Genomic DNA, 22,939 nt, shown 5'->3' with positions numbered 1-22,939 from the left:
CGCACGCGCTCAGCGCAGCAGATGCCGCCGCGCGAACTGCAGCGACTCGGTGAGCAGCGCCTCGCGTTCGGCGGCGGTGCGCGCGCCGGAGGTACTGACCTCCAGGATCACGTGGCCCACGAAGTCACTCGCGGCGAGCATCTCGCAGATCTCCACGGTCGGCTGGGTGCCGCGGCCCGGCACCAGGTGTTCGTCGGTGGACGCGCCACTGCCGTCGGCCAGGTGCAGGTGCACCAGACCGTCGCCCATCCGGCGGGCCATCTCTACGGCGTCGGTGCCTGCAGTGGCGGTGTGCGACAGATCCAGCGTGTAGTGCGCATGACTACCGTCGAGCGGATCGTAGGACGGCGCGAACGCCGAGATGCCGGGCCCCGGGTTGCCTCCGCGTTTGCGCATCCGCTCGATCGAGGTCTGGCCGGCGCCGAAGAACCGGTCGGCGCGGAACGGGAACATGTTCTCCACGGCGATCATCACGTCGCTGGAGGCTTCCAGCTCGGCCACCTGGTCGCTGAATCCTTCCGCGTAGCGCCGCTGCCACCGAAACGGCGGATGCACCACCACGGTCTGGGCGCCCAGCTGTTCGGCGGCGCGCACACTGCGCTCCAGTTTCGGGATCGGGTTCGCGCCCCAGACGCGCTGGGTGATCAGCAGACACGGCGCGTGCACCGACAGCACCGGCACGCCGTAGTGCTTCGACATCGCCTCGATCGCGGCCGTGTCCTGGCTGACCGTTTCGGCCCACACCATCAGCTCGACGCCGTCGTAGCCGAGCTCGGCGGCGTACTCGAAAGCGGCCTCGGTCTTGAGCGGGTAGACCGAGGCCGTCGACAGACCGACCTTGATAGCGGGACGCACCGTGCCGGTCGGCCTCAGCCGGACTGCAGCAGCGCGAGCGGGCCGAGGGTGACCAGCGCGCCGACCGCCACCGCGATCAGCGTGCTGCCGATGTCCTCGGTCTTGCGCACTACCCGCACCCCGACGACGAGGCCCAGGATCACCAACACCGACAGCACCAGCGCGACGATGTTGTTCCATTTCCACAGCTGGTCGAACGCGACGAACAAGCCGGCGCCGAAGATCACGGCGATCACGCTTTGGCCGACGATCCACAGGCCGCTCACGAACGACGACATCCGGCGGGGTTCGCCGTGCTCCTCGTCGAGCTCGTCGCGTTCGAGTTCGTCCCGATCGAGTTCGTCCCGGTCGAGCTCGTCGCGATCAGCGGTTTCGATGACGGCGTCGCGGTCCTCGCTGTCGGCGCTCGGGCCGCCGAAGAGCGGCTCCTCGGTCGAGCGGAGGTAGGACGGCAACTCGTCCTCGTCCTCGTCTTCGTCGAGGGCCCGTTCGACGGCGTCGTCCTCCTCGATATCGGTGATATCGGTGTCGAAGCCGGTGTCGGGGTGCGCGTCGAGGTCGGTGGTCAGGGCGATCTCGTCGTCGAGGTCCTCGATCTCCGGGGCGTCTTCGTCCAGCAGATCCGCGTCCGGTTCCGTGGCGGCTTCTGCGCTGGGTCCGCTGGTGCGGGTGTCCTCGTCGACCGGGTCCGGGGTCCACTGCTCGGCGTCGACGGTCTGGTTCTTGCGGCCGAACAGGCTGAAGCCGAAGCGGCGGGTCGGTTCGGGCGCGACCTCGCGTTCGGCCTCCCGCTCCGCGACGTGGGCGCTGGGGTCGGCGCCAGCGTCGGCGTACTCGCCGTCGTCGGGGTCGGCCTCAACCGGGACCTCCTCGATGGCCCCGGGTGCGGCGTCCTCGTCAGGCGTGACGTCCTCTTCGCGGTCGACTTCGCGGTCGACAAGGTCGTCGGACTCCGCCTCGCGTGCGGCCTCCCCGTCCGCTGCGGCGTCGGGCTCCGTTTCGGCTTCGGGCTCCGTTTCGGCTTCGGGCTCCGTTTCGGCTGCGGCTTCGGGCTCCGGTTCCGGCACGAGCTCCGGTTCGGGTTCGGGCTGGGGTTCGGGCTCTGGCTCGGATTCGGGTTCGGCCGCGACGGGTGGCTGGTCGTCCGGACGGACGATCGGGATCTCACCGGTGAGCTCGGCGACGGTGACGGCATCGGCGTTGCCGCGCCGGCGGCGGCGCCGGCCGCCGACCGGGGGTGCCCCGATCGTGCCGTTGCGGGCCAGCAGCTCCGCGACCGAAATCGGCCGGGTGTTGCTGTGGTCGTCCTCAGATCCAGTCATCGCCTGCTGCCTTCGAGCCTCGCTGCTTCACCGTCCAGCATCGCGCACCGACATCGGCCGTGAGGCCGATTCTCCGCTCGCTCTGCCTGGTTTGCCAGAATCGTCCGATTCGCCGCTGCCGCCCACGAAGGCGCTACCGTCTGCCTCACTGTCGAGTTTCCGCAGGATGAGACCTTCACGCAACGCCCAGGGACAGATATCGACGCTCTCGATGCCGAGGGCTTTCATGCTCGCCTCCGCCACCAGCGCGCCCGCGACGATCTGAGGTGCCCGATCGGCACTCACCCCTTCCAGTTCTGCTCGGTCAGCCGCGGTCATCCTAGAGATGAAATTTATGAGTTGCCGAAGACCGGTGGCGGTCAGCGTGCGTTTGACCCGCGGACCGGCCCCCGACGGCGCGGCACCGGTGAGCCTGGCCAGCGAACGGAAGGTCTTCGACGTGGCCACCGCGAGGTCCGGAGGGCCCGCGTCGGCGATCGCCGACGCCGCCTCGGACAGCTCGTTGGACAGCCAGTCCCGCAGCATCGCCACCCGGCGCCGGCCCGGCGGATCCTCGGGCAGCCATTCCCGCGTCAACCGCCCCGCACCCAGCGGCAGCGACAGCGCGACGTCGGGTTCCTCGTCCACCCCGCTGGACAGCTCCAGCGACCCGCCGCCGATGTCGATGTTGATGATCCGACCGGCGCTCCAGCCGTACCAGCGGCGCACCGCCAGGAAGGTGAGCCGCGACTCGTCGACGCCGCTGAGCACTCTGAGCTCCACGCCGGTCTCGGCCCTGACCCGGGCCAGCACGTCCTCGGAGTTCGTCGCGTCCCGCACGGCGGAGGTGGCGAACGCCATCAGCTCGGCACACCCGGAACTGGTGGCGATCCGCGCGAACTCGTCGACGGTGCCGACAAGCCTGTCGGCGCCCCTGCGGGTGAGTTTCCCCGAGGTGTCGATGGCCTCCGCCAACCGCAGAGAAGCCTTGGTGGAACTCATCGGAGTGGGGTGGCCACCGCGGCGGGCATCCACCACCAGAAGGTGAACGGTGTTGCTGCCCACGTCGAGCACGCCTAGTCGCACCCAACCAACCTAATGGGTCTACCGTGGAAAACCGTGAGCGCATCGGCATCGCATCCTGGTGAGGTCGAATTGGATTTCGCCCGTGAGTGGGTGGAGTTCTACGACCCGGACAACCCCGAACATCTGATCGCCGCCGATCTGACCTGGCTGCTGTCCCGCTGGACCTGTGTGTTCGGCACCCCCGCCTGCAAGGGCACCGTGGAGGACCGGCCCGACGACGGATGCTGTTCCCACGGGGCGTTTCTGTCCGACGACGACGATCGCGCCCAGCTCGACGACGCGGTCAAACTGCTGACCGCCGAGGACTGGCAGTTCCGTGACAAGGGTCTGGGCCGCAAGGGTTACCTGGAGCTCGACGAGTACGACGACAAACCCAACTGGCGGACGCGAAAGTACAAGGGCGCCTGCATCTTTCTGAATCGCCCGGGTTGGCCGAAGGGCATCGGCTGTGCGCTGCACCAGAAGGCGCTGGAGATCGGTGTGGAGCCGCTGACGCTCAAACCCGAGGTGTGCTGGCAGCTGCCGATCCGCCGCACCCAGGAATGGGTGACCCGACCCGACGGCTCGGAGATCCTCAAGACCACCATCACCGAGTACGACCGCCGCGGCTGGGGCGAAGGCGGCCTCGATCTGCACTGGTACTGCACCAGCGACCCCGGCACCCACGTCGGCGCCAAACCGGTGTGGCAGTCCTACGCCCCCGAGCTGACCGAACTTCTCGGCGAGAAGACCTACGCGGAGCTGGCCGCGATGTGCAAGCGCCGCAGCGGTTTAGGGTTGATCGCCGTGCACCCGGCGACCCGCGCCGCCGAATGACCGGATCGCGCTAGCCCATCCGGCCGGCGGTGCGCCGCGGCTCCGCGGTGCGCCGGATCGCCGGTGCGACCGGTCTGCCCTGCAGCAGTCCACGCACGCTGCCCGCGTCGATCGCGTACCGGTAGACGGGCAGCGCATCCCGTACCGCCTGCACCGTCGCGTCGACGGCCTCGTCGGTGTGCGCGGCGGAGGTGACGAAAGACTGACCGAGCACGCCGCGGCGCAACAGTTCCTGTAGGAACAGCGTGCGGTAGGCCTGTGACGGCGTGCCGTCGGCGTCGCCGGTGACGAACACCAGACACGTTGGGCGCCCGATCACCCGGAGGTGCTCCTCCAGCCCGGCCTCGGCCACCGCCGCGCCGACGCCGGCGGCCAGCCGGCGGCCCGCGTGCTCCATCCGCGCGATCGGGTCCTCGCTGCGGTACGCCGCGGCCACCGCGCGGAACGCGGCCAGGGACGCCGTTTCCGGGCCGTGCGTGGTGGAGAGCAGGAAGACCCGGTCGGCGCCGGTGCGCAAACCCCCGAACTCCAGGTGACGGCGGAGTCCCGCCAGCGCCGACAGCGGGAACCCGTTGCCCATCGCCTTGCCCCAGCAGGACAGGTCCGGGGTGACCCCGTACAGGGTCTGCGCGCCGCCGGCCGCCCAGCGGAAGCCGGTGATCATCTCGTCGAACACCAGCAGCGTGCCGGTGCGGTCGCACAGGTCGCGGACCTCGTCGAGGAACCCGGCGGCGGGTTCGGCGGTCGCCGAGGCGGGCTCCATCACCACGCAGGCGACGTCCTCGGCGCTCAGCAGTTCGGCCAGCGACGCGGCGTCGTTGTACCGGAACCGGACCGTGGCCGCGGCGTGCTCGGCGGGCACGCCTGCGGCCATCGCGGTGGTGCCGATGAACCAGTCGTCGGTGGAGAAGAACGGTTGATCGCAGACCGCGACCTTGACCCGGCCGGTCACCGCGCGGGCCAGCCGCACCGCCGCGGTGGTGGCGTCGGACCCGTTCTTGGCGAACTTGACCATCTCCGCCCCGGGCACCAGTTCCAGGAAGTCCTCGGCGGCGGCGACCTCCAGCGCGGTCGGCCTGCTGAACCCGAGGCCGTCGGCCATCGCGCGGGCTGCCGCGTCGACGACCGGGCGATAGCCGTGACCGAGGGTCACCGCGCGCAGCCCGATCCCGTACTCGATGTATTCGTTGCCGTCGGCGTCCCACACCCGGCAGCCCGACCCTCGGGTCAGCACCGGCGGCATGAACTCCGGGTACTGGTCGGGCCCCCGCGCGTAGGTGTGCGCGCCGCCGGGCACCAGCTCGTGCAGCCGCTCCTGCAGCTGCCGGGACCGCGCGAAACTGCGTGCGGGCCTGACGAACCGATCATCGGGAACCCAGCGGCCGTCCAGTTGCGGCCAGCGCGCCGACACCTCGGCCCGCAGATCACCCAGCGTCAGCAGCACCCGGTCCGGGTCCGCCGCGACGAGCTCGTCCGGTGACACGATCGGCACATCGGTGCCCGGCATCCGGCGGCCCTGCTTGGCCGGTGCCGCGTCCGCGACCGCACCGATCAGCGTCCGGTCCAACCCGGCCCGGGCGAACAGCGCGACGGCGCGCGACGCGGCGCCGTACGCGTAGACCCGGCGGCCGGCCCGGCGTTCCTGCTCCAGCCAGCTACGCAGCGCGACCACCTGCGAATCGGCGGCGTCCTGCACAACGCCCACGGTGGCCGCATCGGTCAGCGCGGCTTCGGATTCCAGCAGGGACGCGACGGTCGGGCCGGGTTCGCCGGTGCCATGGACGGCCGCGACGAGCACGGTCCCGCCGTAGAGGTCGAAGGTCCACGCGTGTGCGGCGCGCATACCGACCCGCTCGAGCTGTGCGACGACGACCGGCGTGGAGTAGTAGGCGAAGTGGCCGTGCCGCAACGAGTTCCACTGCCCGTGCGCGACGATCGCGGCCAAGCTGTGGAACTGGATCAGCAGCACCCCGTCCGGCGCGGTGGCCCTGGCGCGCTCTTCGAACGCGGTCTGCTGGTCGGCGTCGTGCATGATGCCGAAACAGTCGAGCACGACGTCGGCCGTGCCCCCGCAGGTGGCGCGGTACCGGCGCTCGGCGAGAAGCGGCAGCCAGCTGCCGCCGTGCGGGCTGCCGAACTCGCGTACCGTGCCGCCCGCCACGTTCAGCCAGCCCGCGTCCTCGACGCGGCGGACCGCTTCTGCAGCTTGATCTTTGAGCGCCTGCGGCTCGACACCGCGGGGCTCAGCAGTGTCGGTGTCGTCCTCGGCGAGCTGAGCGAGCCCGCATGCGGCGCACAGGTCCATCGCCAGCGGGTGGGACACCTCCGCCGGATCGACGGGCAGGTCGGCCGGCGGGAAGTGGTCGGCGGCGGGCACCAGCCCCAGGTCGAGCACACGGTGCAGTCCGGGATCCCCGCATCCGCGGCAGTGGCCGGCCTTCATGCCACCATGTCCTGGTGCGTATCGAACCGGCCCAGCTCGCGGGTGTGGTCACGCTGGTGCCGCAACCGCACCACGACGACCGTGGATTGTTCACCCGCACGTTCGACGCCGAGGTTTTCGACGACTGGTCGGGTGTGCCCGGCGCCGCGGCCTCGTTCGTCCAGGATTCCCAGTCCCGCTCGGCCCGTGGGGTCATCCGCGGCCTGCACGGCCGGCGCGGCCGCGGCGAGGCCAAGCTCGTGCGCTGCGCACACGGTGCCGTGCACGACGTGCTCGTCGACGCCAGACCGCAGTCGCCGACGTTCGGCAGGCACGAGGTGTTCCTGCTCGACGACACCACATTCCGCCATCTCTACGTGCCGCCGGGCATGCTGCACGGCTTCCAGGCGCTCACCGACGTCGCCGACGTCTGCTACCGCATCAACCGCGCGCACGATCCGGCCGAGGACATCGCCGTGGCGCACGACGACCCCGACCTGGATATCGAATGGCCGCTGCGTCCGGCCCTGCTGTCGCCGCGTGACGCCGCGGCGGCCAGCTGGGCCCGGCTGCTCACACAACTTCACTGATCCTCCGCATCGCGTCGTCCAGCCGGCCGCTGTCGCGCAGCTGCGCGAGGCGGGCCAGCCGGGTGAACTTCGCCGCCATGTCTGCCGAAGTCAGGCCGTGGCGCAGATACGCCGAGCACAGCTCGGCGGCCCCTTCGGCCACCGACACGGCGGCCTCGAAGCCGAGTTCGGTTCTGGCCCTCGTGAAGTCGACCCGGTAGGAACGCGGGTCGGCACCGGTCTCGCCGGTGATCAACACCTGTGAGGCCGGCACGGCGTCGGCCACCTGCCGCGCGATCTGCGCCACGGTGACGTTGTTGCGCTCGCTGCCGATGTTGAAAGCGCGGCAGGCGACCGTCGGCGCCGGCGCCTCCAGGCACCGGATGAACGCCGCGGCGATGTCGCGGGCGTGCACCAGCGGACGCCACGGGGTGCCGTCGGACAGCACGCGCACCACCCCGGTCAGCACCGCGGATCCGACCAGGTTGTTCAGCACGATGTCTGCGCGCAGCCGCGCCGAGAAACCGAACGCCGTGGCGTTGCGCAGGAACACGGGAGCGAAGTCGCTGTCGGCCAGTGCCGCCACATCGTCCTCGACGCGGACCTTGCTGACCGCGTAGGGCGTGAGCGGGCGCAGCGGGGCGTCCTCGTCGACCGCCCCGTCCCCTGCCGCGCCGTACACCGAACACGTCGAGGCGTACAGGAACCGTTGCACCCCGGCCTCTTTCGCGAAGCGGGCCAGGCGCACCGAGGCGTGGTGGTTGATGTCGTGGGTGACCTCGGGCGCCAGCGCGCCGAGCGGATCGTTGGACAGGGCGGCCAGGTGGATGACCGCGTCGAAGCCGGCCAGGTGCTCGGGGCGGACGTCGCGCAGGTCGACTGCCAGGCCCACGGGGTCGTCCGGGCGGGGGCCCAGCACGCAGTCGGCGAAGTACCCGACGTCCAGACCGGTGACCTGGTGGCCTGCCGCGCGCAGCGCCGGCACCATGACGGTGCCGAGATAGCCCTGGTGACCGGTGACCAGTACGCGCCGGCTCATGCCGCACCTCGCCGCGGGAATCGCAGCACCGTCTTCTCCGCGACGAACGCCTCGGCGTGCGCGCTGCGGCACTGCACGCCGCGCAGTCGCGTCAACCCGAGGAACGACTGCTCGTCGAACCAGTCGCGGCCGGCCTGCGACGGGTAGTGCTTGTGCAGCAGCCTGACCTTCTCCTCGGCGATCTCGGCATCCACCGGGTGGAACACGTTGGGCGACGGGGTGTCCGACTCCCATTTGAGGATCTCGTAGCCCAGCACCACGTGGTCGCGGAACTCGGTGGGGGTCAGTTCGGCGAGCAGCCGGTGGTCCTGGTGGGCGTCATGGCGGTGCGGGCTGAACACCAGTTGCGGTTCGCAGCTGCGGCGCATTGTGCTGAGCCCGTCCTTGACGCTGTCCCAGTGGGCCGGGGTGCGCCCGTCGGGCAGGCCCAGGAGGGTCAGGTGCACCGTGGCGCCGGGGCAGAACGCCGCCAGCGCCGCCCGCTCCTCGGCTTCGCGTTCGGTGCCGGCGCCGCACAGCACCAGTGCATGGACCTGCAGTCCCGGGTTCGCCCGAGACAGCGTGAGAAGTGTTGCGCCTGCGCCGATCGCGATGTCGTCGCAGTGCGCGCCGAGCGCCGCCACCTCGCGGACGGGTCCTGCGGTGAGGTCGATCACGAGGCCGCCTTCGCGTGCTCCCACAGTGCCCACGGCCGGTCCCCGCTGCGGTAGGCGACTTCGAGCTCGGCACGCTCCTTGAAGGTGTCGGCGGGCTTCCAGAAGCCGAGATGCCGGTACCCGAACAGCTTTCCGTCGGCGGCCAGCCGGGCGCAGGTGTCCTCGACCAGATCGCAGTTCTCGGTGAGCAGGTTCAGGATCTGCGAGGACATCACGAAGTAGCCCCCGTTCTCCCAGATCGGCAGCCGGGACACCGGGGTGATCCCGGTGATCGCACCGCATCCCTGCCCGGAGTCGGCCACGTCGACGCAGTGGAACGACGACTGGGGCGGCACGATCAGCATCGACGCCGTCGCTCCCGACGCCTTGACCTCGTCGATGATGTCGTTGAGCGGCGCGTCGGTGAGCACGTCGGCGTAGTTGGCGAGGAAGTACTCGTCGTCCTCGACGAAGTGGCGCACCCGCCGGAGCCGTTCTCCGATCGAGGATTCCGTGCCGGTGTCGACGAAGGTGATGGACCAGTCGCTGATGTCGGTCTGCAACAGCTCCACCTTGCCGCCGCGGATGACGAAGTCGTTGGACGCCGATTCCTGATAGGTGAGGAAGTAGTTCTTGATGTGCTCGGCGCCGTAGCCCAGGCACAGCACGAACTCGGTGTGCCCGAAGTGGGCGTAGTAGCGCATGACGTGCCAGATCAGCGGTCGCGGACCGAGCATCTGCATGGGCTTGGGGATGGTGTCGTCGCTGCTGTTGCGCATGCGCATCCCGTAGCCACCACAGAATAACACGACTTTCATTTCACGGTTCCTTCCGTCAGGTCGACGACGTGCAGGGTGGGAAGTGGGAAGACCAGCCGCGCACCCCATTCGGCGGTGTACGCGAGCTGCTCGGTGATCTCGGCCCGCAGGTTCCACGGCAGCACCACGATCACGTCGGGGCGGTCCTTGTCGAGCTGGGCCGGATCGTGAATCGGGATCCGCGTGCCCGGGGTGAACCGGCCATGCTTGTACGGGTTCCGGTCCACGGTGTACTCGATCAGGTCGTCGCGGATACCGCAGTAGTTGAGCAGCGTGCTGCCCTTGCCGGGTGCCCCGTAGCCGACCACCCGCAGGCCGCGGGACCGGCAGTCGAGCAGGAAGCGCAGCAGGTCGTGCCGGATCGCCTCGGTCCGGGGCCGCAGGCCGAGATATCCGTCGAGGTGGTGCAATCCGGCCTCGTTCTCGGCCTCCAGCGCCGCGGTGACCCGAGGGCCCGGTGCACCGGCGCTCTCCGCGGGACGTGCCCACAGCCGGATCGATCCGCCGTGGGTCGGCAGCATCTCCACGTCCACCACCGACAGCCCTCCGGTGGCCAGCGCCCGGATCGCCGAGAGCACGGTGTAGTACTGGAAGTGCTCGTGGTAGACGGTGTCGAACTGGCCCAGCGCAACCAGATTCAGCGCGTGGTGGACCTCGATGCTCAGCCAGCCGTCGTCGGCAAGCAGACCACGCAGCGCCCGGGTGAAGCCGAGCAGGTCGGGGATGTGGGCGTAGACGTTGTTGGCGACCACCAGATCGGCGGGCCCGTGCTGGGCGCGCACCTCGGCGGCGGTCTGTTCGTCGAGGAACGCCGACAGCGTCGGCACTCCGCGGCGGCGCGCGGCCGCCCCGACGTTGATCGAGGGCTCCACGCCCAGGCACCCGATGCCGGCCGCGACGACGTGCTGCAGCAGGTACCCGTCGTTGCTGGCGACCTCGACCACGAACGAATCCCGGCCCAGCCCGGCACGTTCGGTGGCGTCGGCCACGAAGCGCCGGGCGTGGTCGACCCAGGTGTCGGAGTACGACGAGAAGTACGCGTACTCGGTGAAGTTGTCCTCAGGCGTGATCAGCGCCGGAATCTGCAGCAGCAGACAGTCCTGGCACAGCCGCAGGTGCAGTGGGTAGGTCGGCTCCGCGACGTCGAGTTCGTCTGCGGTGAGGAACTTCGCGCACGGCGGCGTGGCGCCGAGGTCGAGCACACTGTGCATGCGGGCGGATCCACACAATCGGCATCTCATCGGCACACCTCCTGGTATCGGTACACGGTGGTGGTCTCGTCCTGCATTCGCAGGCACCACACCGGGCTTGTCGCGAACATGTCCTCGAAGCGCTCGACCGTGCCGGGTTCGGCGTGGCCGAGATAGGACAGCGCCGCCGTCGCCTCGTCGGAGAACACGAAGTACGTGTCCCCCGTCCCGGCCGCGGCCAGCGCGGTCACGTCGTCGAACTGTCCGGCGTCCGGGAAGCCGGTCTCGAAACCCGGCCAGCGTTCGAAAATGGTTCCGTCGTAGGCGCTGTCGGCGACAGCCAGGGACACCGCCGTCGCCGTCGCCCGCGACGGGAAGCCTGCGGTGTGCAGATTCCACACGGTGGCCGGGCCCCGGGACGCGTCCACACCCTCCACCAGGTTCGCCAACAGCGCCAGCTGGGAAGGCTTCTGCACGTTGAGCTGCCAGGTGCCGTAATAGCCCTGCAGCCCTGCGCCGGCGATCCCGGCCAGGGCCAGCGCGGCCACGTACCGGCCGGCACGGACTCTGATCGATGCGACCAGCAGCGGAGCGATCAGCACCGCGCAGCCCGGCAGTGCGTACAGGTAGACGCGGAAGATCGCCTCGCCCCCATAGCTGTTGAGCAGCAGCAGACCGAACGGACTGAACGCCAGCACGGCCGGGATCAGCACGCGGCGCCCACTGCGCCACCACACCACCACCGCGACCAGCGCCAGCAGCACCATCCCGGCCGACAGCCCGCGACACACGAGCGAGGTGAACATCTTCGCGGCCGACCCGGCGTACTCGGCGTTTCCGGCGCCGTTGGCCAGTGGGTTCATGCTCGACAGGCCGCCGTGCTGGAAGACGATGTAACTGCGCGGAATCAGGTATCCGATCAGCACTGCGGCATAAGGGATCACGATCCAGGCCGACCTGAGCCGACGCGCCGCCGCCAGCGTCACGACCACACCGAACACCCAGTACGGCGTGAGCTGGTGGGTGGGCACCAGCGCGGCGAACAACACCAGCGACAGCCATCCGGCCGCAGGGGCGGTGCGCGCGGCGAGCAGCGTGACGACGACACCGAGACCGAGCACCATCGCATAGGCCTGGGGGGCGAAGTAGTCCTGAGCCACCCAGTTCGCCAGTTCGACGACCATCACCGCGGCGAGCGTCTGCGGCCGGTCCAATCCGAGCGTGGCCGACAGGCCCGCGATGACCAGTGCCAGCACCACGTGGGTCACCGGCGCGAACCAGTGCGCGACGGTCACGGGATCCACTGCGGTGACGTCACTGAACCAGGCGAACGAGGTGAAGAACGCGGGCCATTCGCGGTAGACGTCGACGCCGGACGGCGGGAACCCGTGATGCTGTATCAGGTAGTCGACGATGCCGAGATGTTTGTAGGTCCACGGATACAACGGCAGGTCGGTGATCAGCGTGACGGTCAACCGCAGCACCACGATCACGGCGCCGACCGCCGCGGCGGCGACCACCAGCGCGTCGTCCCGCAGCGCGACCACGAACACCGCGACGAGCACGGCGGCCACCGCGACGAGCATCGGTCCGGTGCCGCTGAACAGCAGGCCGAACGCCGAGTCGGGGGCGGCTGCCATCCCGGGCAGCGCGGCTGCCCATCCGCACAACGCCGCGATGATCCACAGGTACGGCGCGGTCACCCGCCAATGCTGCGCGGCCGGCAGCGGCCAGGCGGTGGTGAAAGTGCCGCGGCGCCAGACTGACACCAGCGCCGACGCCGCGACGGCCGCCGTGGCCGACAGCAGCAACGGCACCGGGAGCCAAAGCCCCGCCCAGTTGCACACCGCGGTGGCCCCGGCCATTCCGGCCAGGCCGGTGACCGGCACGACCGCGACGACGGTGGCCGACGGCAGACGCAACCACAGCACCGTCGCCAACCCGGGACCGGTCAGGACGAACACCGCCAGCAGCACCGCCCGCAGCCACGGCGGCACCGGGGCCAGTGACAGCGTGCCGAGCACCGCCGACGCCAGCGCGAACGGTTCCACCGCCGGGGTGTCGAGGTGATGCGCGACCGGGGCGACCTTGCGGTGCCTGCCGCCGCCCGACGGCGGCGCCACGCGATGGACCGGGCGTTCGAGGAGATCAGTCACCGGTCACCCTCACCCAGTCGACCGTCATCTCGGCGGGAAACGGTGTGCCGTCCTGCACGGGCCCCGGCCAGTCCCCACCGACCGCGACGTTGAGCACGAGGAAGAACGGCTTGTCGAACACCCAGAGTTGTTCGGGGGAAAGGTCTGCGGCGTGGAACACGCCGGTGGTCCGGTCGTCGACGCCCATCGAGACGATGCCCGGTTCCCGCTGCACCCAGTAGGTGTGGAAGCCGTCGACGAAGGCCGGATCGATCGGCACGGCCGCAGCCAGCTTGTATTCCGTGCCGTCGGTGTAGGGGCCGATCGCGCCGGAGTGGACGAAGTGCGCCTCACCGATGGTCTCGACGACGTCGAGTTCTCCGCTGGCGGGCCAGCCCACACTGTCGAGGTCGGTGCCCAGCAGCCAGAAGGCGGGGTGCAGCCCCGCGCCCTGGGGCAGCTTCAGCCGCGCCTCCGCACGTCCGTAGGTGAAGGACAGACGGTCTTTGGTGGTCAGCCGCGCGGAGGTGATATGCCGGCCGTCGCGCCGGGCGGTCACCACGAGGTGGCCGTCGCCGTCCAGCGCCGCGTTGGCCGGATCGTCGGTGTACACCTGCACTTCGCCGTTGCCCCATCCGCCGCCGCCGACGTCGTGGCCCCACCGCGCCGGGTCGGGCGGCGTCCCCGCGGCACCGTTGAAATCGTCGAAGAGCACCAACGACGCTGCTGCAGTGGGACGTTCGATCACATAAAGCAGACCGACCGGCAGTGCCGCGGCCAGCAGCACCGCCCCGACGCGGATCGGGACCCGGTTCGACGGCGCCGCATGACGGGGCCGCGCGCCCGGTGCGGCACCGATACCGCGCAGCCACGCCACGGTCGGCCAGATCAGGATCAGCGCGGCCAGCGCTTCGGCCACCAGGTAGGCCCAGCCGACGCCGATGACACCGAGCGCGCGGGTGCCGTACCAGGATCCGGCGACGATCACCACGGTGACCAGTGCCTGCACGGACAGGTACAGCGCGAGTCTGCGCTGCACGCGGGCGAAGCCCTCGTAGACGGCGGCCACCGCCGACAGCGGCAGGAACGCCGCCGCCAGCCACAGCAGAGCTGTGCCCTCGGCACGGTATTCGTCACCGGCCAGGCCCAGCGTCAGCGGTCCCACCAGGAGCAGACCGGCCGAGGACAGCACGGCCACGGCGGCCATCATCCGCACCATGCGCCAGGACAGCGCCCGCACCTGGCCGGGGTTGGCCGCGACCTCGGCCACGTACGGTCCGACGACCAGGTGCATCATCAGGTACAGCGCGCTGATCATGGCCCAGCTGATCGCGAAGTACGCGTTCGCCGCAGGTCCGATCTGGGTGACCACGATCAGCGGCACCACCAGCGGACCGATCGACCACAACGACCCGATGCCCAGTGACGAACCGAAGTACGACCACATCTGTTTGCGCGGAGGCAGATCGGCCGGGCGGTGCCATCGGGGATGCCGCCGGCTGCGCCGGTGTAGCACCACGTAGGTGCACAAAGCGGCGACCGCGGCGGTGAGCGTCCAGCTCAGCACGATGGTGGCGGCCTGCTCCCAGACCGCCAGTGCGACGACCGCCACCAGCTTCGCCGCGGCGTGCGCCAGGTTCTTCACCGCCGACCAGCGCGCCACACCCAGCCCCGAAGTGGCCTTGTCGAGCAGGGCGAAAACAGCCAGCACCATCACCATCAGCGGGAAACCCGCCATCGCCCAGCCGGATTCGAACAGCGGCTGACGCGGGCCGACGACGACCAGCACCGCCCCGGTCAGCGCACCGGTGCCTGCGACCAGCAGGAAGCCACGGTGCAGCAGAGCGGGCGCGCGCGTTCCCGCCACCGGCAGGAAGCGCTCGTAGAAGACGTCGAGGCCGAGACACGACAGCGACGACAACAGCACCGCCGAAGTGATGAGCGCCGAGGCCAGACCGACCTCGTGAGCGGGGAACAGCCGGGCCGACACGGCCCAGAACGCCAGGCCGAGCACACCTGTCGACGCCGTCGACAGGATCAGCGCAACGGTGTTGAGCCGCAGGTTGCGTTCGGCGTGCAGGCTCACGTCGTCCCCAGAAGCGGTGCGGGGCTTCGCCCCTCGCGCAGCGCGGCGCGGTAGGCGCGGAAGCCGGCGAGGACCGAGCGCCACGCGGGCGTGGTCAGCCCGTCGGGCAGCAGGTCGGTCAGGTCGTCGGCGGGGCGGGCCGTGGACGCCGAGTACGACAGGTGCCCGACGAACGCAGGAGCCTTGCGCACCGCCGTCATCACGGCGTCGGGGGCCGTGCGGCGATCGCACGCGATCTTGGCGATCCAGGCCCCCAGGCCTGTCCCGTAGGTGCGGCTCTGCGCGGCGAGGCCGTCACCGTCGGCGCGGTGCCGGTGCCACACCAGCGCAGCCGGGTCGTACACCAGCTGCCCGCCTGCGGCCAGCACACGGAAGAACATGTCGAGGTCCTCCCCGCCGCCCGCCGGGGCGCCGGCCCCGAGGGCCTCGTCGAATCCACCCAACGCGAGGGCGACGGCCCGGTCGACGGCGAAGTTCGCGCCGGTGCCGTAATGCCCGACCGCGTACGGGAACAGCGGGATGTCGGCCGGCGGCGCGGACCGGTCGAACACCCGCGCGTCCAGACACTTCGACCACGCCACCCGGGCGTCGAAGTACGCCTGCGCCGGGGTGCGCAGTTCGGCGGCGGGCACGATCCCGGACACGCACGAGACCGACGGTCCGCGACCGAAGCCGTGGGCGATCGCGCTCAGCCAGTGCCGGTCGACGACGACGTCGTCGTCGGTGTACGCGACGACCTCGCCCCCGGCGGCCAGCAGTCCGGTGTTGCGCGCCCGGGACAGTCCGGGGCGTGGTTCCTCGACCACCCGCACCCGGGGGTCGGCCAGGCTCTCGACGTACCGCCGGGTGGCGTCCGTGGCACCGGCGTTGTCGACGACGACGATCTCGAAGTCCGGATAGTTCACGGCCAGAGCCGATTCCACGGCGGTACGCAGCATGGACACGCGGTCGCGGGTGCAGATCACGATGCTGATCGGCACGGCTCGCGCGCCGGGAACCGTCGATGCGGGGCCCGTCGGCGACGGGTCCCGCGCGGGCAGGTCGGCGACAGCCGCCCGCAGCTGCCGCGGATCGACGGCCCGGTCGACGATGTCGAGCTCGACGAAGCCGAGCGGGCCGGACTCGGCGCGCACCAGCAGGCGGGCCCGCCGGTATCCGTCGGCGGCGTGCAGCCGGTGCACGCCGCACGCGTCCGCCCAGATCTCGCCCACCCAGAGCGCGCCGTCCCAGTCCGGCCGCGCCGCACCGGCGAGCACGGGGCGTAGCGTCACGTCGGGGACGGTGAGGTCGGTCATCTCAGCTGCTCCGCCGGGTGAGCCTGCCCCGCAGGTAGCCGGCGGTGGTGACGCCGAGCCCCAGCACCATGACCGCCGCTCTGGCCCGGCCGCCGCGGCGCAGGGACACTGCTTCCCGGGCCACCGCACGCGGCAGAACCCTGGTGGTGTAGGCACGTTCGCTGTCGAGTGGCCGCGACGCCCGGGCCAGCCGGGTGACCACCGCCTTGGACAAGCCTTCGTGGTAGCAGCGGCTGACGAAGTACCGCAGCGTCGCCCGGTCGCTGCTGACGTAGTGCCGCACGGACGCAGCGGGATCCAGCAGCACCCGGCCGGTCGGTCGCATGGTGCGCAGCCGCAGGAACAGCTCGGTCTCCTCGCCGCCGACCGGCTTCTTTCCGACCCGGCCGACCTCCGGGCGGAATCCGCCGATGTCGTCGAGCGCGGACCTGCGTAGCGACATGTTGCAGCCCAACGGATTACGCACCGGTGCGAGACGCTCGGGTTGGCCGGTATAGCTGCAGCCGACCACCCAGTCGAACTCGGCGGGCATCCAACGGGGGCGGCCGTCCGGCCAGACCGGCGCCGCGGAGCCGCCGACCCCGAGCACGCGGGGATTGTCGTAGTGCCGCAGCAGGGCCCGGCTCCATCCGGGTTCGGCGGCCGCGTCGTCGTCGAGGAACGCCACCACCTCGCCGTCGGCGAAATCCACTCCGGTGTTGCGAGCCCCCGACAGCCCACGCGGACCGTCGCTGTGACGCACCAGGATTCGATGATCGTGGCCGAACCGTACGATTGCGCGCACGTAGAGCTCGTCGTTGTGGTCGATCACCACGACGACCTGCAGCTGCGGGCCCCGGTCGGCCAGCACCGACTCGACCGACCGGCACAGGTCGTCCCAGCGTTCGGTGGTGTAGGCGCAGATGACGACGGACAGGCTTTCCACCGGCCGCAGTTCGGCCCGCCGAACGTGCGGCAGTACCCGGTGGTTGCGGACGTGCTCAATGGTCATGTGCGCTCCTGCGGCTGCGGATCGTGCTCAACGCGTAGAGACCGGTGCGCCGGAGCTGCATGTCGCAGGACCGGACACGGCCGTAGATGCGGTCGCCGACGGTGACGTTCCAGGCCGGGTCGGCCGCGAGCATGCCGGAGAACCCGAGGATCTGCCCGAGCTGGGACCGCGCGGAGGTCAGCGCCGTGGTGGAACCGCTGGCGATCCGGAAGGCCGCGAGAGTTCTCGGGACGCCGTAGAACTCGCCGCGGCCGAGCAGACGCACCCACAGGTCGAGCTCGCTGAGGAACGAGCTGACGTGCCGGAACCCGCCGCAGCGGTCGAAGTCGGCGCGCCGGAACATCGCGGCGACCGGCGGGCCGATCGGGTTGGTGCCGCTGCGGACGATGCGGCGCACGACGTGGTCGGCCGGCCGCCTGCCCTCGATGCCCGGCAGGCCCCGGTCGGGCCGGATCATCGTGCCTGCGTCGTCGATGAAGTCCGTCCGCGCCGAGACCAGCGTGACCTCGGGCATCGCCTCCAGCGCGGCCGCCTGTACCCGCACGCAGTCCGGCGCCAGAATGTCGTCGGCGCAAACGAGTTTGACGTAGCGGCCGCGGCTGCGGCGGATCGCGAGATTGAAGTTGTCGATCATCGGCACGGTCACGTCGTTACGCAGGACCCGAACCCGCGGATCGGTGAGCCCGTCGAGTAGTCGGCCGGTGCCGTCGGAGCTGTTGTTGTCGACGACCACGACCTCGAAGTCGTCGCTGTCCTGCGCCAGCGCGCTGTCCAGGGTCGCGCCCAGATGGCGCTGCGCCTGGTAGGCGGGGATGCAGATCGACACTGCGGGACGGGCTTTGCGCTCGCGCGGTGTTCTCGACGGCGACGTCGAGGCGATGATGCTGGTCACGTCGTCAACCCCCCGGATGATCGCTACGCCGAGCGCTTCTCGGCGGCCAGCGCCTGGGCCACGCGGCCCGAGACGCCCGACCGGTGGTTGCGCAACACCGTGCGCAGCACCCGGATCCCGTCCCGGATGGCGTGCAGGTTCGATGTGCCGTAGCGCCTCGGCATCTCCATGCTGGGCACCTCGGCGATGCGCAGCCCCGCTTGACTGGCGCGCACCGTCATCTCCGCCTCGATCTCGAAACCCGTTGCCTGCAAGGCCAACAAGTCGAGATACCGGCGATGGAAGGCACAGAACCCGTAGCACAGGTCGGTGAGCTCGCTGTCGAACAGCGAGTTGAACACCGCAAGAAGGAATTTGTTGCCGGCCCGGCGGAACGGTGTGATGTCCAGCGACCCGCCGCCGGCGATGAACCGCGAACCCTTGACGAAGTCGTAGCCGTTGGCCAGGAAGTGCAGGTAGTGCCGGATCTCCTGGGGGGCCATGCTGCCGTCGGCGTCCATCATCACTACGACGTCGCCGGTGGCGGCGGCGAAGCCGGCGCGCAGCGCATCCCCCTTGCCGGTCCCCTGCTGCGACACCACCGTGATGTCGGGGCGGTAGCTGCGCGCGGTGATCACGGTCGCGTCGGTCGATCTGCCGTCGACCAGGATGATCTCGTCCACGTCGTCGGTGATCTGTTCGAGCACCCACGCGACGTTGCGGGCCTCGTTGCGGACCGGGATGACCAGGCTGACCGTCATCGCCGACGCGGCAGGCGTGCGGCCCGCCGCCGTGCGCGCGCTTCGGCCGTCGATCAGGCCGGTGGCCCGCATCGTCGCGGTCGTGTCGTGCCCGTTCTGCGCCGCCAGTTCAGTCACTGCTCGACTCCCTCTGTTCCGGGTCAGGTTCCCGTGGTTCGGACCGGTCCGCCCGCGGCCGCACAGGTGCAGTCAGCACATTCGGCTGCAAACCTCACTGCGTTCGCTACGGCGACAGATCGTGGCCGTTCGGCGTTAGCGCGGGACGTTATCAGTGCGTCAATCGACGCGCTAGGCAAGGTATTTTGGATCTAGCTAACCGATTCTGAGAGTTAGCTGTGTATCGACATCCGCGTTAATACTCGGGCATGTACCAGCTGGTAGACCGTATAACCGTGGAAGTTCATGAGACACCGACGCTTGTGGTGTCGCGTAATTTTGTGCGATCTTGTGCAGAGTTAGCAAACAGAAGACAACGAAAACGACCTGTCGACTGTTACCAAGATCACGAATTAACGGTGGTTGCCATTAAGGGCGTCAGCACCGAGATTTAATCTCACCGCAAACCGGGATACCGGGGAGCGGCGCCGCGACGGGTCAGCCTTCGAGCTTGTAACCCAGCCCCCGCACGGTCACCAGGTGAACGGGATTGGCCGGGTCCGTCTCGATCTTGCTGCGCAGCCGCTTGACGTGCACGTCGAGTGTCTTGGTGTCGCCGACATAGTCCGCACCCCAGACCCGGTCGATGAGCTGCCCGCGCGTGAGTACCCGCCCGCTGTTGCGCATCAGGTACTCCAGGAGGTCGAACTCCTTGAGCGGCAACGTGATCGGCTGCCCGTTGACGCTGACCACGTGCCGGTCCACATCCATCCGGACCGGTCCGGCCTCCAGCACCGCGTCGCCGACGCCGATCTCGTCGTTGTCGGCGCCGCGGCGCAGCACGGCCCGGATCCGGGCGATGAGCTCACGCGCCGAGTACGGCTTGGTGACGTAGTCGTCGGCCCCGAGTTCGAGTCCCACCACCTTGTCGATCTCGCTGTCCCGGGCCGTCACCATGATCACCGGGACGCTCGACCGCGACCGCAGTTGCTTGCACACGTCGGTGCCGCTCATCCCGGGCAGCATCAGGTCGAGCAACACGATGTCGGCGCCGGCGCGGTCGAACTCGGCCAGCGCGGCCGGCCCGTCGGTCACCACGGTGGTCTCGAAACCTTCTTTACGCAACAGAAAGGCCAGGGGATCGGCCAGGGACTCCTCGTCCTCCACGATCAGCACGCTGGTCATCGATGCATCAGCCCTCTCGCTCTTCGGGGTCGTCGGCACCGTCGGCGTCGGCGCCGCGGTGATAGGCAGGAATGGACAGGGTGAACGTCGAGCCGGTGCCCGGCTGGCTCCACAGTCGGATATCGCCGTTGTGATTGGCGGCGACGTGTTTGACGATCGCGAGCCCGAGACCGGTACCGCCGGTGGCCCGGGACCGCGCCTTGTCGACCCGGAAGAACCGCTCGAACACCCGCTCCTGGTCTTCCGGAGCGATCCCGATGCCCCGGTCGGTGACCGCGATCTCGATGTTCCCGCCGCGCCGCCTGCGGCTGATCGAGACCGCAGAACCGTTGGGCGAGTACGCAATCGCGTTGGACACCAGGTTGGCGATCGCAGTCACCAGCAGCGTCTGGTCGCCGAGCACCTGAAACCCGGTGGGTGCGTCGGTGGTGACGGCGATATCGGCGTTGTCGGCGGCGACTTTGTGCCGGGACAGCGCCTCGGAGACCACGGTGTCAACGTCGACGGCTTCCAGATCGGGCAGCCGTTCGGCGCCCTGCAGCCGGGACAGCTCGATCAGCTCGCCGACCATGTCGGCCAGCCGGGTCGACTCCGCCACCATCTTGCCGGCGAAGTGCTTCACGGTGTCGGGGTCGTCGTCCGAGGCGAGCACGGCCTCCGCGAGCACCCCCAGCGCACCGACCGGGGTCTTGAGCTCATGGCTGACGTTGGCGACGAAGTCGCGGCGAGTCGCCTCCATCCGCGCCTGCTCGGAGTGATCGGTCACGTAGACCACCGCGAACCGCCGGTCCTGATCGGTGAGCAGCTGCGCGTGTCCGCGGATCGACAGCCCCGCCCGGACAGGACGGCTGCGCCGGCGAGGCGACAGGTCGAAGGTGATGGGCTCACCGGTGAGCAGCGTGCGTTCCGCGGCCCCCCATGCCTGGTCATCGAGTAGCCGGTCACGCACCAGGCCGAACTCCTCGGCCCGGTCGTTGGTGTAGACGACGTCACGGAACGTGTCCACGACCGCGATGCCGACCGGAGCCTGGGAAACGATGTAATCCAGCATCTGCGACACCGTGAGGCCGATCTGTTCGCTGGATCGCCGTTGACGGCCGTCTCGAAGCCGGGGCGCCACCAGCACTCCGCACGCCACACCGACCGCCGATGCGAGCAGTGCCACCACCGCTACGAGAAGCAGCGCCGATCCGACACTCACGGGCAAATCGTACGCATTCGGTGAACGTCATCCCAGCGGCGAGCGGCCAAAACGGGACATGTCACAACGTCGGAGCCGGAAGTTCGGTCTCATGTCCCCGGTTGTTCACCCGGCGTTCGCCCGACGTCACCGCAGGATTACTTGGCGCCTTGGGCGGCCACGGCCGCGGCGCCCGCGGCCGCAGCCTCGGGGTCGAGGTAGCTGCCGCCGGCCACCGTCGGCTTCAGGTTCTCATCCAGGTCGTACCGCAGCGGGATACCGGTCGGGATGTTCAGGCTGACGATGTCTTCGTCGGAGATCCCGTCGAGGTACTTGACCAACGCCCGCAGCGAATTGCCGTGCGCGGCGATCAGCACGGTCTTACCGGCCTTCAGGTCCGGCACGATCACCTCGGTGAAGTAGGGGACGAAGCGTTCGACGACGTCCTTCAGGCACTCGGTCAGCGGGGGGCCGCCGGGGATGTCGGCGTATCGCGGGTCGCGGTCCTGGCTGAACTCGCTGCCGGGTTCGATGGGCGGCGGCGGGGTGTCGTAGCTGCGGCGCCACGCCATGAACTGCTCTTCGCCGTACTTGGCCTTCACCTCGGCCTTGTTCAGCCCCTGCAACGCGCCGTAGTGGCGCTCGTTGAGGCGCCAGTCGCGGTGCACCGGGATCCAATGCCGGTCGGCCTTGTCCAACGCGATGTTGGCGGTGGTGATGGCCCGGCGCAGCAGCGACGTGTACAGCACGTCGGGCAACCGGTCCTGCGCCTTGAGGAGCTCACCGGCGCGTGCCGCCTCGGCCCTGCCCTTGTCGGTGAGGTCGACGTCCACCCAACCGGTGAACAGGTTCAGCGCGTTCCACTCGCTCTCGCCGTGGCGGAGCAGGATCAGCGTCGAGGTTTCAGCCATGGGCTGATCTTCTCACGGCCGGGTCCAGTCGTCGTCGCGGTCGTCGGTGATGAGGTGCTGGAAGGCCTGCAGGTTCTTCAGCGACTCCCCGCGCGATACCCGCCACTCCCATTCCTTCTGGATGGAGGTGCGAAAACCCAACTCCAGCAACGTGTTGAAGTCGGAGTCCACCGCTTCGAGCACCTGCCCGAGCACACGGTCGACCTCGTCGGGGGTGACGGAGGCCAGCGCCATCCGGCCGACGAGGTAGATGTCGCCGACGTTGTCGAGAGTGTAGGCGACGCCGTAGAGCCTGCGATTGCGCTTGAGCAGGAACCGGTAGACGCCTTCGTGGTTCTCGTCGGGTTTCCGGCACACGAACGCCTCGACGCGCACCGAGTGCTCACCGATGGAAAGGATCGTGTTGGTCTTGAGCCTGCGCTCTCCCGGCAGCGCGACGACCAGCCCGGGCAGCCCGCCGGCCCCGCCGTCATGGTGGCTGTACTCCAGGTCGTGTTCCTTGAGCGTCTGCTCGATCAGGTCCTGCACCGCCGCTGCGCTCTGCGCCCTTCGCGCAAGCGGCTCATCGCCGCTCACTGGTGCACCATCCTTGTGTCGGTGATCTTGGATGGATTGCCGATGCACCCGAGGTGCCGCTGATCTATCGCCCTGCTCGCTCGACACATTCGATGTCCAGCATGAGTTCTGCGGAGGCCAG

General features: G+C 69.6%; 20 protein-coding genes and 2 pseudogenes. 2 read left to right on the top strand and 20 right to left on the bottom strand.

Annotation, left to right across the window (positions count from 1 at the left end):
- Positions 1 to 9: 9 nt before the first annotated feature.
- The 3 genes from ACXMYJ_RS04795 to ACXMYJ_RS04785 all read right to left on the bottom strand — a co-directional run bounded on the left by ACXMYJ_RS04795 (position 10) and on the right by ACXMYJ_RS04785 (position 3,242).
- Complete coding sequence (locus ACXMYJ_RS04795; protein WP_260756854.1) at positions 10 to 855, bottom strand: sugar phosphate isomerase/epimerase family protein; 846 nt, start codon at positions 853 to 855, stop codon at positions 10 to 12.
- A gap of 14 nt (positions 856 to 869) precedes the next feature.
- Complete coding sequence (locus tag ACXMYJ_RS04790) at positions 870 to 1,922, bottom strand: hypothetical protein (protein WP_460354556.1); 1,053 nt, start codon at positions 1,920 to 1,922, stop codon at positions 870 to 872.
- A gap of 282 nt (positions 1,923 to 2,204) precedes the next feature.
- A complete protein-coding gene (locus ACXMYJ_RS04785) occupies positions 2,205 to 3,242 on the bottom strand; it encodes a Ppx/GppA family phosphatase (protein WP_260756852.1) in 1,038 nt (345 codons plus the stop codon).
- Positions 3,243 to 3,254: 12 nt separating this feature from the next.
- Between ACXMYJ_RS04785 and ACXMYJ_RS04780 the strand changes: the two genes are divergently transcribed.
- On the top strand, positions 3,255 to 4,058 hold the full coding sequence (locus ACXMYJ_RS04780) for a hypothetical protein (RefSeq protein ID WP_260756851.1): 804 nt from the start codon (positions 3,255 to 3,257) through the stop codon (positions 4,056 to 4,058).
- 10 nt (positions 4,059 to 4,068) lie between these two features.
- Here the strand turns inward: ACXMYJ_RS04780 and ACXMYJ_RS04775 are convergent, their stop codons facing one another.
- Together ACXMYJ_RS04775 and ACXMYJ_RS04770 are read right to left on the bottom strand one after the other, a co-directional pair.
- Positions 4,069 to 5,448 carry a glutamate-1-semialdehyde 2,1-aminomutase gene (locus ACXMYJ_RS04775; RefSeq protein WP_396885381.1) on the bottom strand — a complete coding sequence of 460 codons (1,380 nt, stop codon included), beginning with the start codon at positions 5,446 to 5,448 and terminating at the stop codon, positions 4,069 to 4,071.
- Between the two features lie 69 nt (positions 5,449 to 5,517).
- Positions 5,518 to 6,501, bottom strand: a pseudogene (locus ACXMYJ_RS04770) (class I SAM-dependent methyltransferase); the annotation flags it as partial.
- A gap of 14 nt (positions 6,502 to 6,515) precedes the next feature.
- On the opposite strand from ACXMYJ_RS04770, the gene ACXMYJ_RS04765 reads away from it, so the two are divergent.
- Complete coding sequence (locus ACXMYJ_RS04765; protein WP_260756850.1) at positions 6,516 to 7,070, top strand: dTDP-4-dehydrorhamnose 3,5-epimerase family protein; 555 nt, start codon at positions 6,516 to 6,518, stop codon at positions 7,068 to 7,070.
- On the opposite strand, the gene ACXMYJ_RS04760 is transcribed toward ACXMYJ_RS04765, so the two are convergent.
- The 15 genes and pseudogenes from ACXMYJ_RS04760 to ACXMYJ_RS04690 all read right to left on the bottom strand — a co-directional run.
- Complete coding sequence (locus tag ACXMYJ_RS04760) at positions 7,054 to 8,088, bottom strand: NAD-dependent epimerase/dehydratase family protein (protein WP_260756849.1); 1,035 nt, start codon at positions 8,086 to 8,088, stop codon at positions 7,054 to 7,056. The genes ACXMYJ_RS04765 and ACXMYJ_RS04760 overlap by 17 nt on opposite strands.
- Complete coding sequence (locus tag ACXMYJ_RS04755; RefSeq protein ID WP_260756848.1) at positions 8,085 to 8,744, bottom strand: PIG-L deacetylase family protein; 660 nt, start codon at positions 8,742 to 8,744, stop codon at positions 8,085 to 8,087. The genes ACXMYJ_RS04760 and ACXMYJ_RS04755 overlap by 4 nt, the downstream gene beginning before the upstream one ends.
- Positions 8,741 to 9,541 carry a glycosyltransferase family protein gene (locus ACXMYJ_RS04750; protein ID WP_260756847.1) on the bottom strand — a complete coding sequence of 267 codons (801 nt, stop codon included), beginning with the start codon at positions 9,539 to 9,541 and terminating at the stop codon, positions 8,741 to 8,743. The genes ACXMYJ_RS04755 and ACXMYJ_RS04750 overlap by 4 nt, the downstream gene beginning before the upstream one ends.
- The gene (locus ACXMYJ_RS04745; protein ID WP_443189070.1) at positions 9,538 to 10,782 is read right to left on the bottom strand and encodes a methyltransferase domain-containing protein; all 1,245 of its coding nucleotides are present in this window, start codon (positions 10,780 to 10,782) and stop codon (positions 9,538 to 9,540) included. Before ACXMYJ_RS04745 ends, ACXMYJ_RS04750 begins: the two co-directional genes overlap by 4 nt.
- Positions 10,779 to 12,887 (bottom strand): hypothetical protein, encoded by a 2,109-nt coding sequence (locus ACXMYJ_RS04740; RefSeq protein WP_460354346.1) that lies wholly within the window; start codon positions 12,885 to 12,887, stop codon positions 10,779 to 10,781. Before ACXMYJ_RS04740 ends, ACXMYJ_RS04745 begins: the two co-directional genes overlap by 4 nt.
- Positions 12,880 to 14,952, bottom strand: a complete 2,073-nt coding sequence (locus ACXMYJ_RS04735; protein ID WP_460354343.1) for a family 16 glycosylhydrolase — start codon at positions 14,950 to 14,952, stop codon at positions 12,880 to 12,882. The genes ACXMYJ_RS04740 and ACXMYJ_RS04735 overlap by 8 nt, the downstream gene beginning before the upstream one ends.
- Positions 14,949 to 16,247, bottom strand: coding sequence for a glycosyltransferase family 2 protein (locus tag ACXMYJ_RS04730; protein ID WP_260756842.1), 1,299 nt, complete (start codon positions 16,245 to 16,247; stop codon positions 14,949 to 14,951). The genes ACXMYJ_RS04735 and ACXMYJ_RS04730 overlap by 4 nt, the downstream gene beginning before the upstream one ends.
- A gap of 1 nt (position 16,248) precedes the next feature.
- On the bottom strand, positions 16,249 to 17,238 hold the full coding sequence (locus ACXMYJ_RS04725; protein ID WP_443189072.1) for a glycosyltransferase family 2 protein: 990 nt from the start codon (positions 17,236 to 17,238) through the stop codon (positions 16,249 to 16,251).
- Positions 17,228 to 18,130 (bottom strand): glycosyltransferase family 2 protein, encoded by a 903-nt coding sequence (locus ACXMYJ_RS04720; protein WP_443189073.1) that lies wholly within the window; start codon positions 18,128 to 18,130, stop codon positions 17,228 to 17,230. The genes ACXMYJ_RS04725 and ACXMYJ_RS04720 overlap by 11 nt, the downstream gene beginning before the upstream one ends.
- A gap of 23 nt (positions 18,131 to 18,153) precedes the next feature.
- Positions 18,154 to 18,987, bottom strand: a complete 834-nt coding sequence (locus tag ACXMYJ_RS04715; RefSeq protein ID WP_260756839.1) for a glycosyltransferase family 2 protein — start codon at positions 18,985 to 18,987, stop codon at positions 18,154 to 18,156.
- A 477-nt stretch (positions 18,988 to 19,464) separates the two neighbouring features.
- A complete protein-coding gene (locus ACXMYJ_RS04710; protein ID WP_443189074.1) occupies positions 19,465 to 20,151 on the bottom strand; it encodes a winged helix-turn-helix domain-containing protein in 687 nt (228 codons plus the stop codon).
- 7 nt (positions 20,152 to 20,158) lie between these two features.
- On the bottom strand, positions 20,159 to 21,352 hold the full coding sequence (locus ACXMYJ_RS04705; protein WP_460354338.1) for a sensor histidine kinase: 1,194 nt from the start codon (positions 21,350 to 21,352) through the stop codon (positions 20,159 to 20,161).
- 137 nt (positions 21,353 to 21,489) lie between these two features.
- Positions 21,490 to 22,242: a phosphoglyceromutase gene (locus tag ACXMYJ_RS04700; RefSeq protein WP_260756836.1), complete on the bottom strand. Its 753-nt coding sequence runs from the start codon at positions 22,240 to 22,242 to the stop codon at positions 21,490 to 21,492.
- Between the two features lie 12 nt (positions 22,243 to 22,254).
- Complete coding sequence (locus tag ACXMYJ_RS04695; protein ID WP_443189077.1) at positions 22,255 to 22,818, bottom strand: type III secretion system chaperone family protein; 564 nt, start codon at positions 22,816 to 22,818, stop codon at positions 22,255 to 22,257.
- Positions 22,815 to 22,939 (bottom strand): annotated as a pseudogene (locus ACXMYJ_RS04690) (hypothetical protein); the annotation flags it as partial. The gene ACXMYJ_RS04695 and the pseudogene ACXMYJ_RS04690, both read right to left, overlap by 4 nt.

The organism is Mycobacterium sp. ZZG, from assembly GCF_054786995.1.
This window is presented reverse-complemented; position numbering and strand designations above follow the sequence as displayed.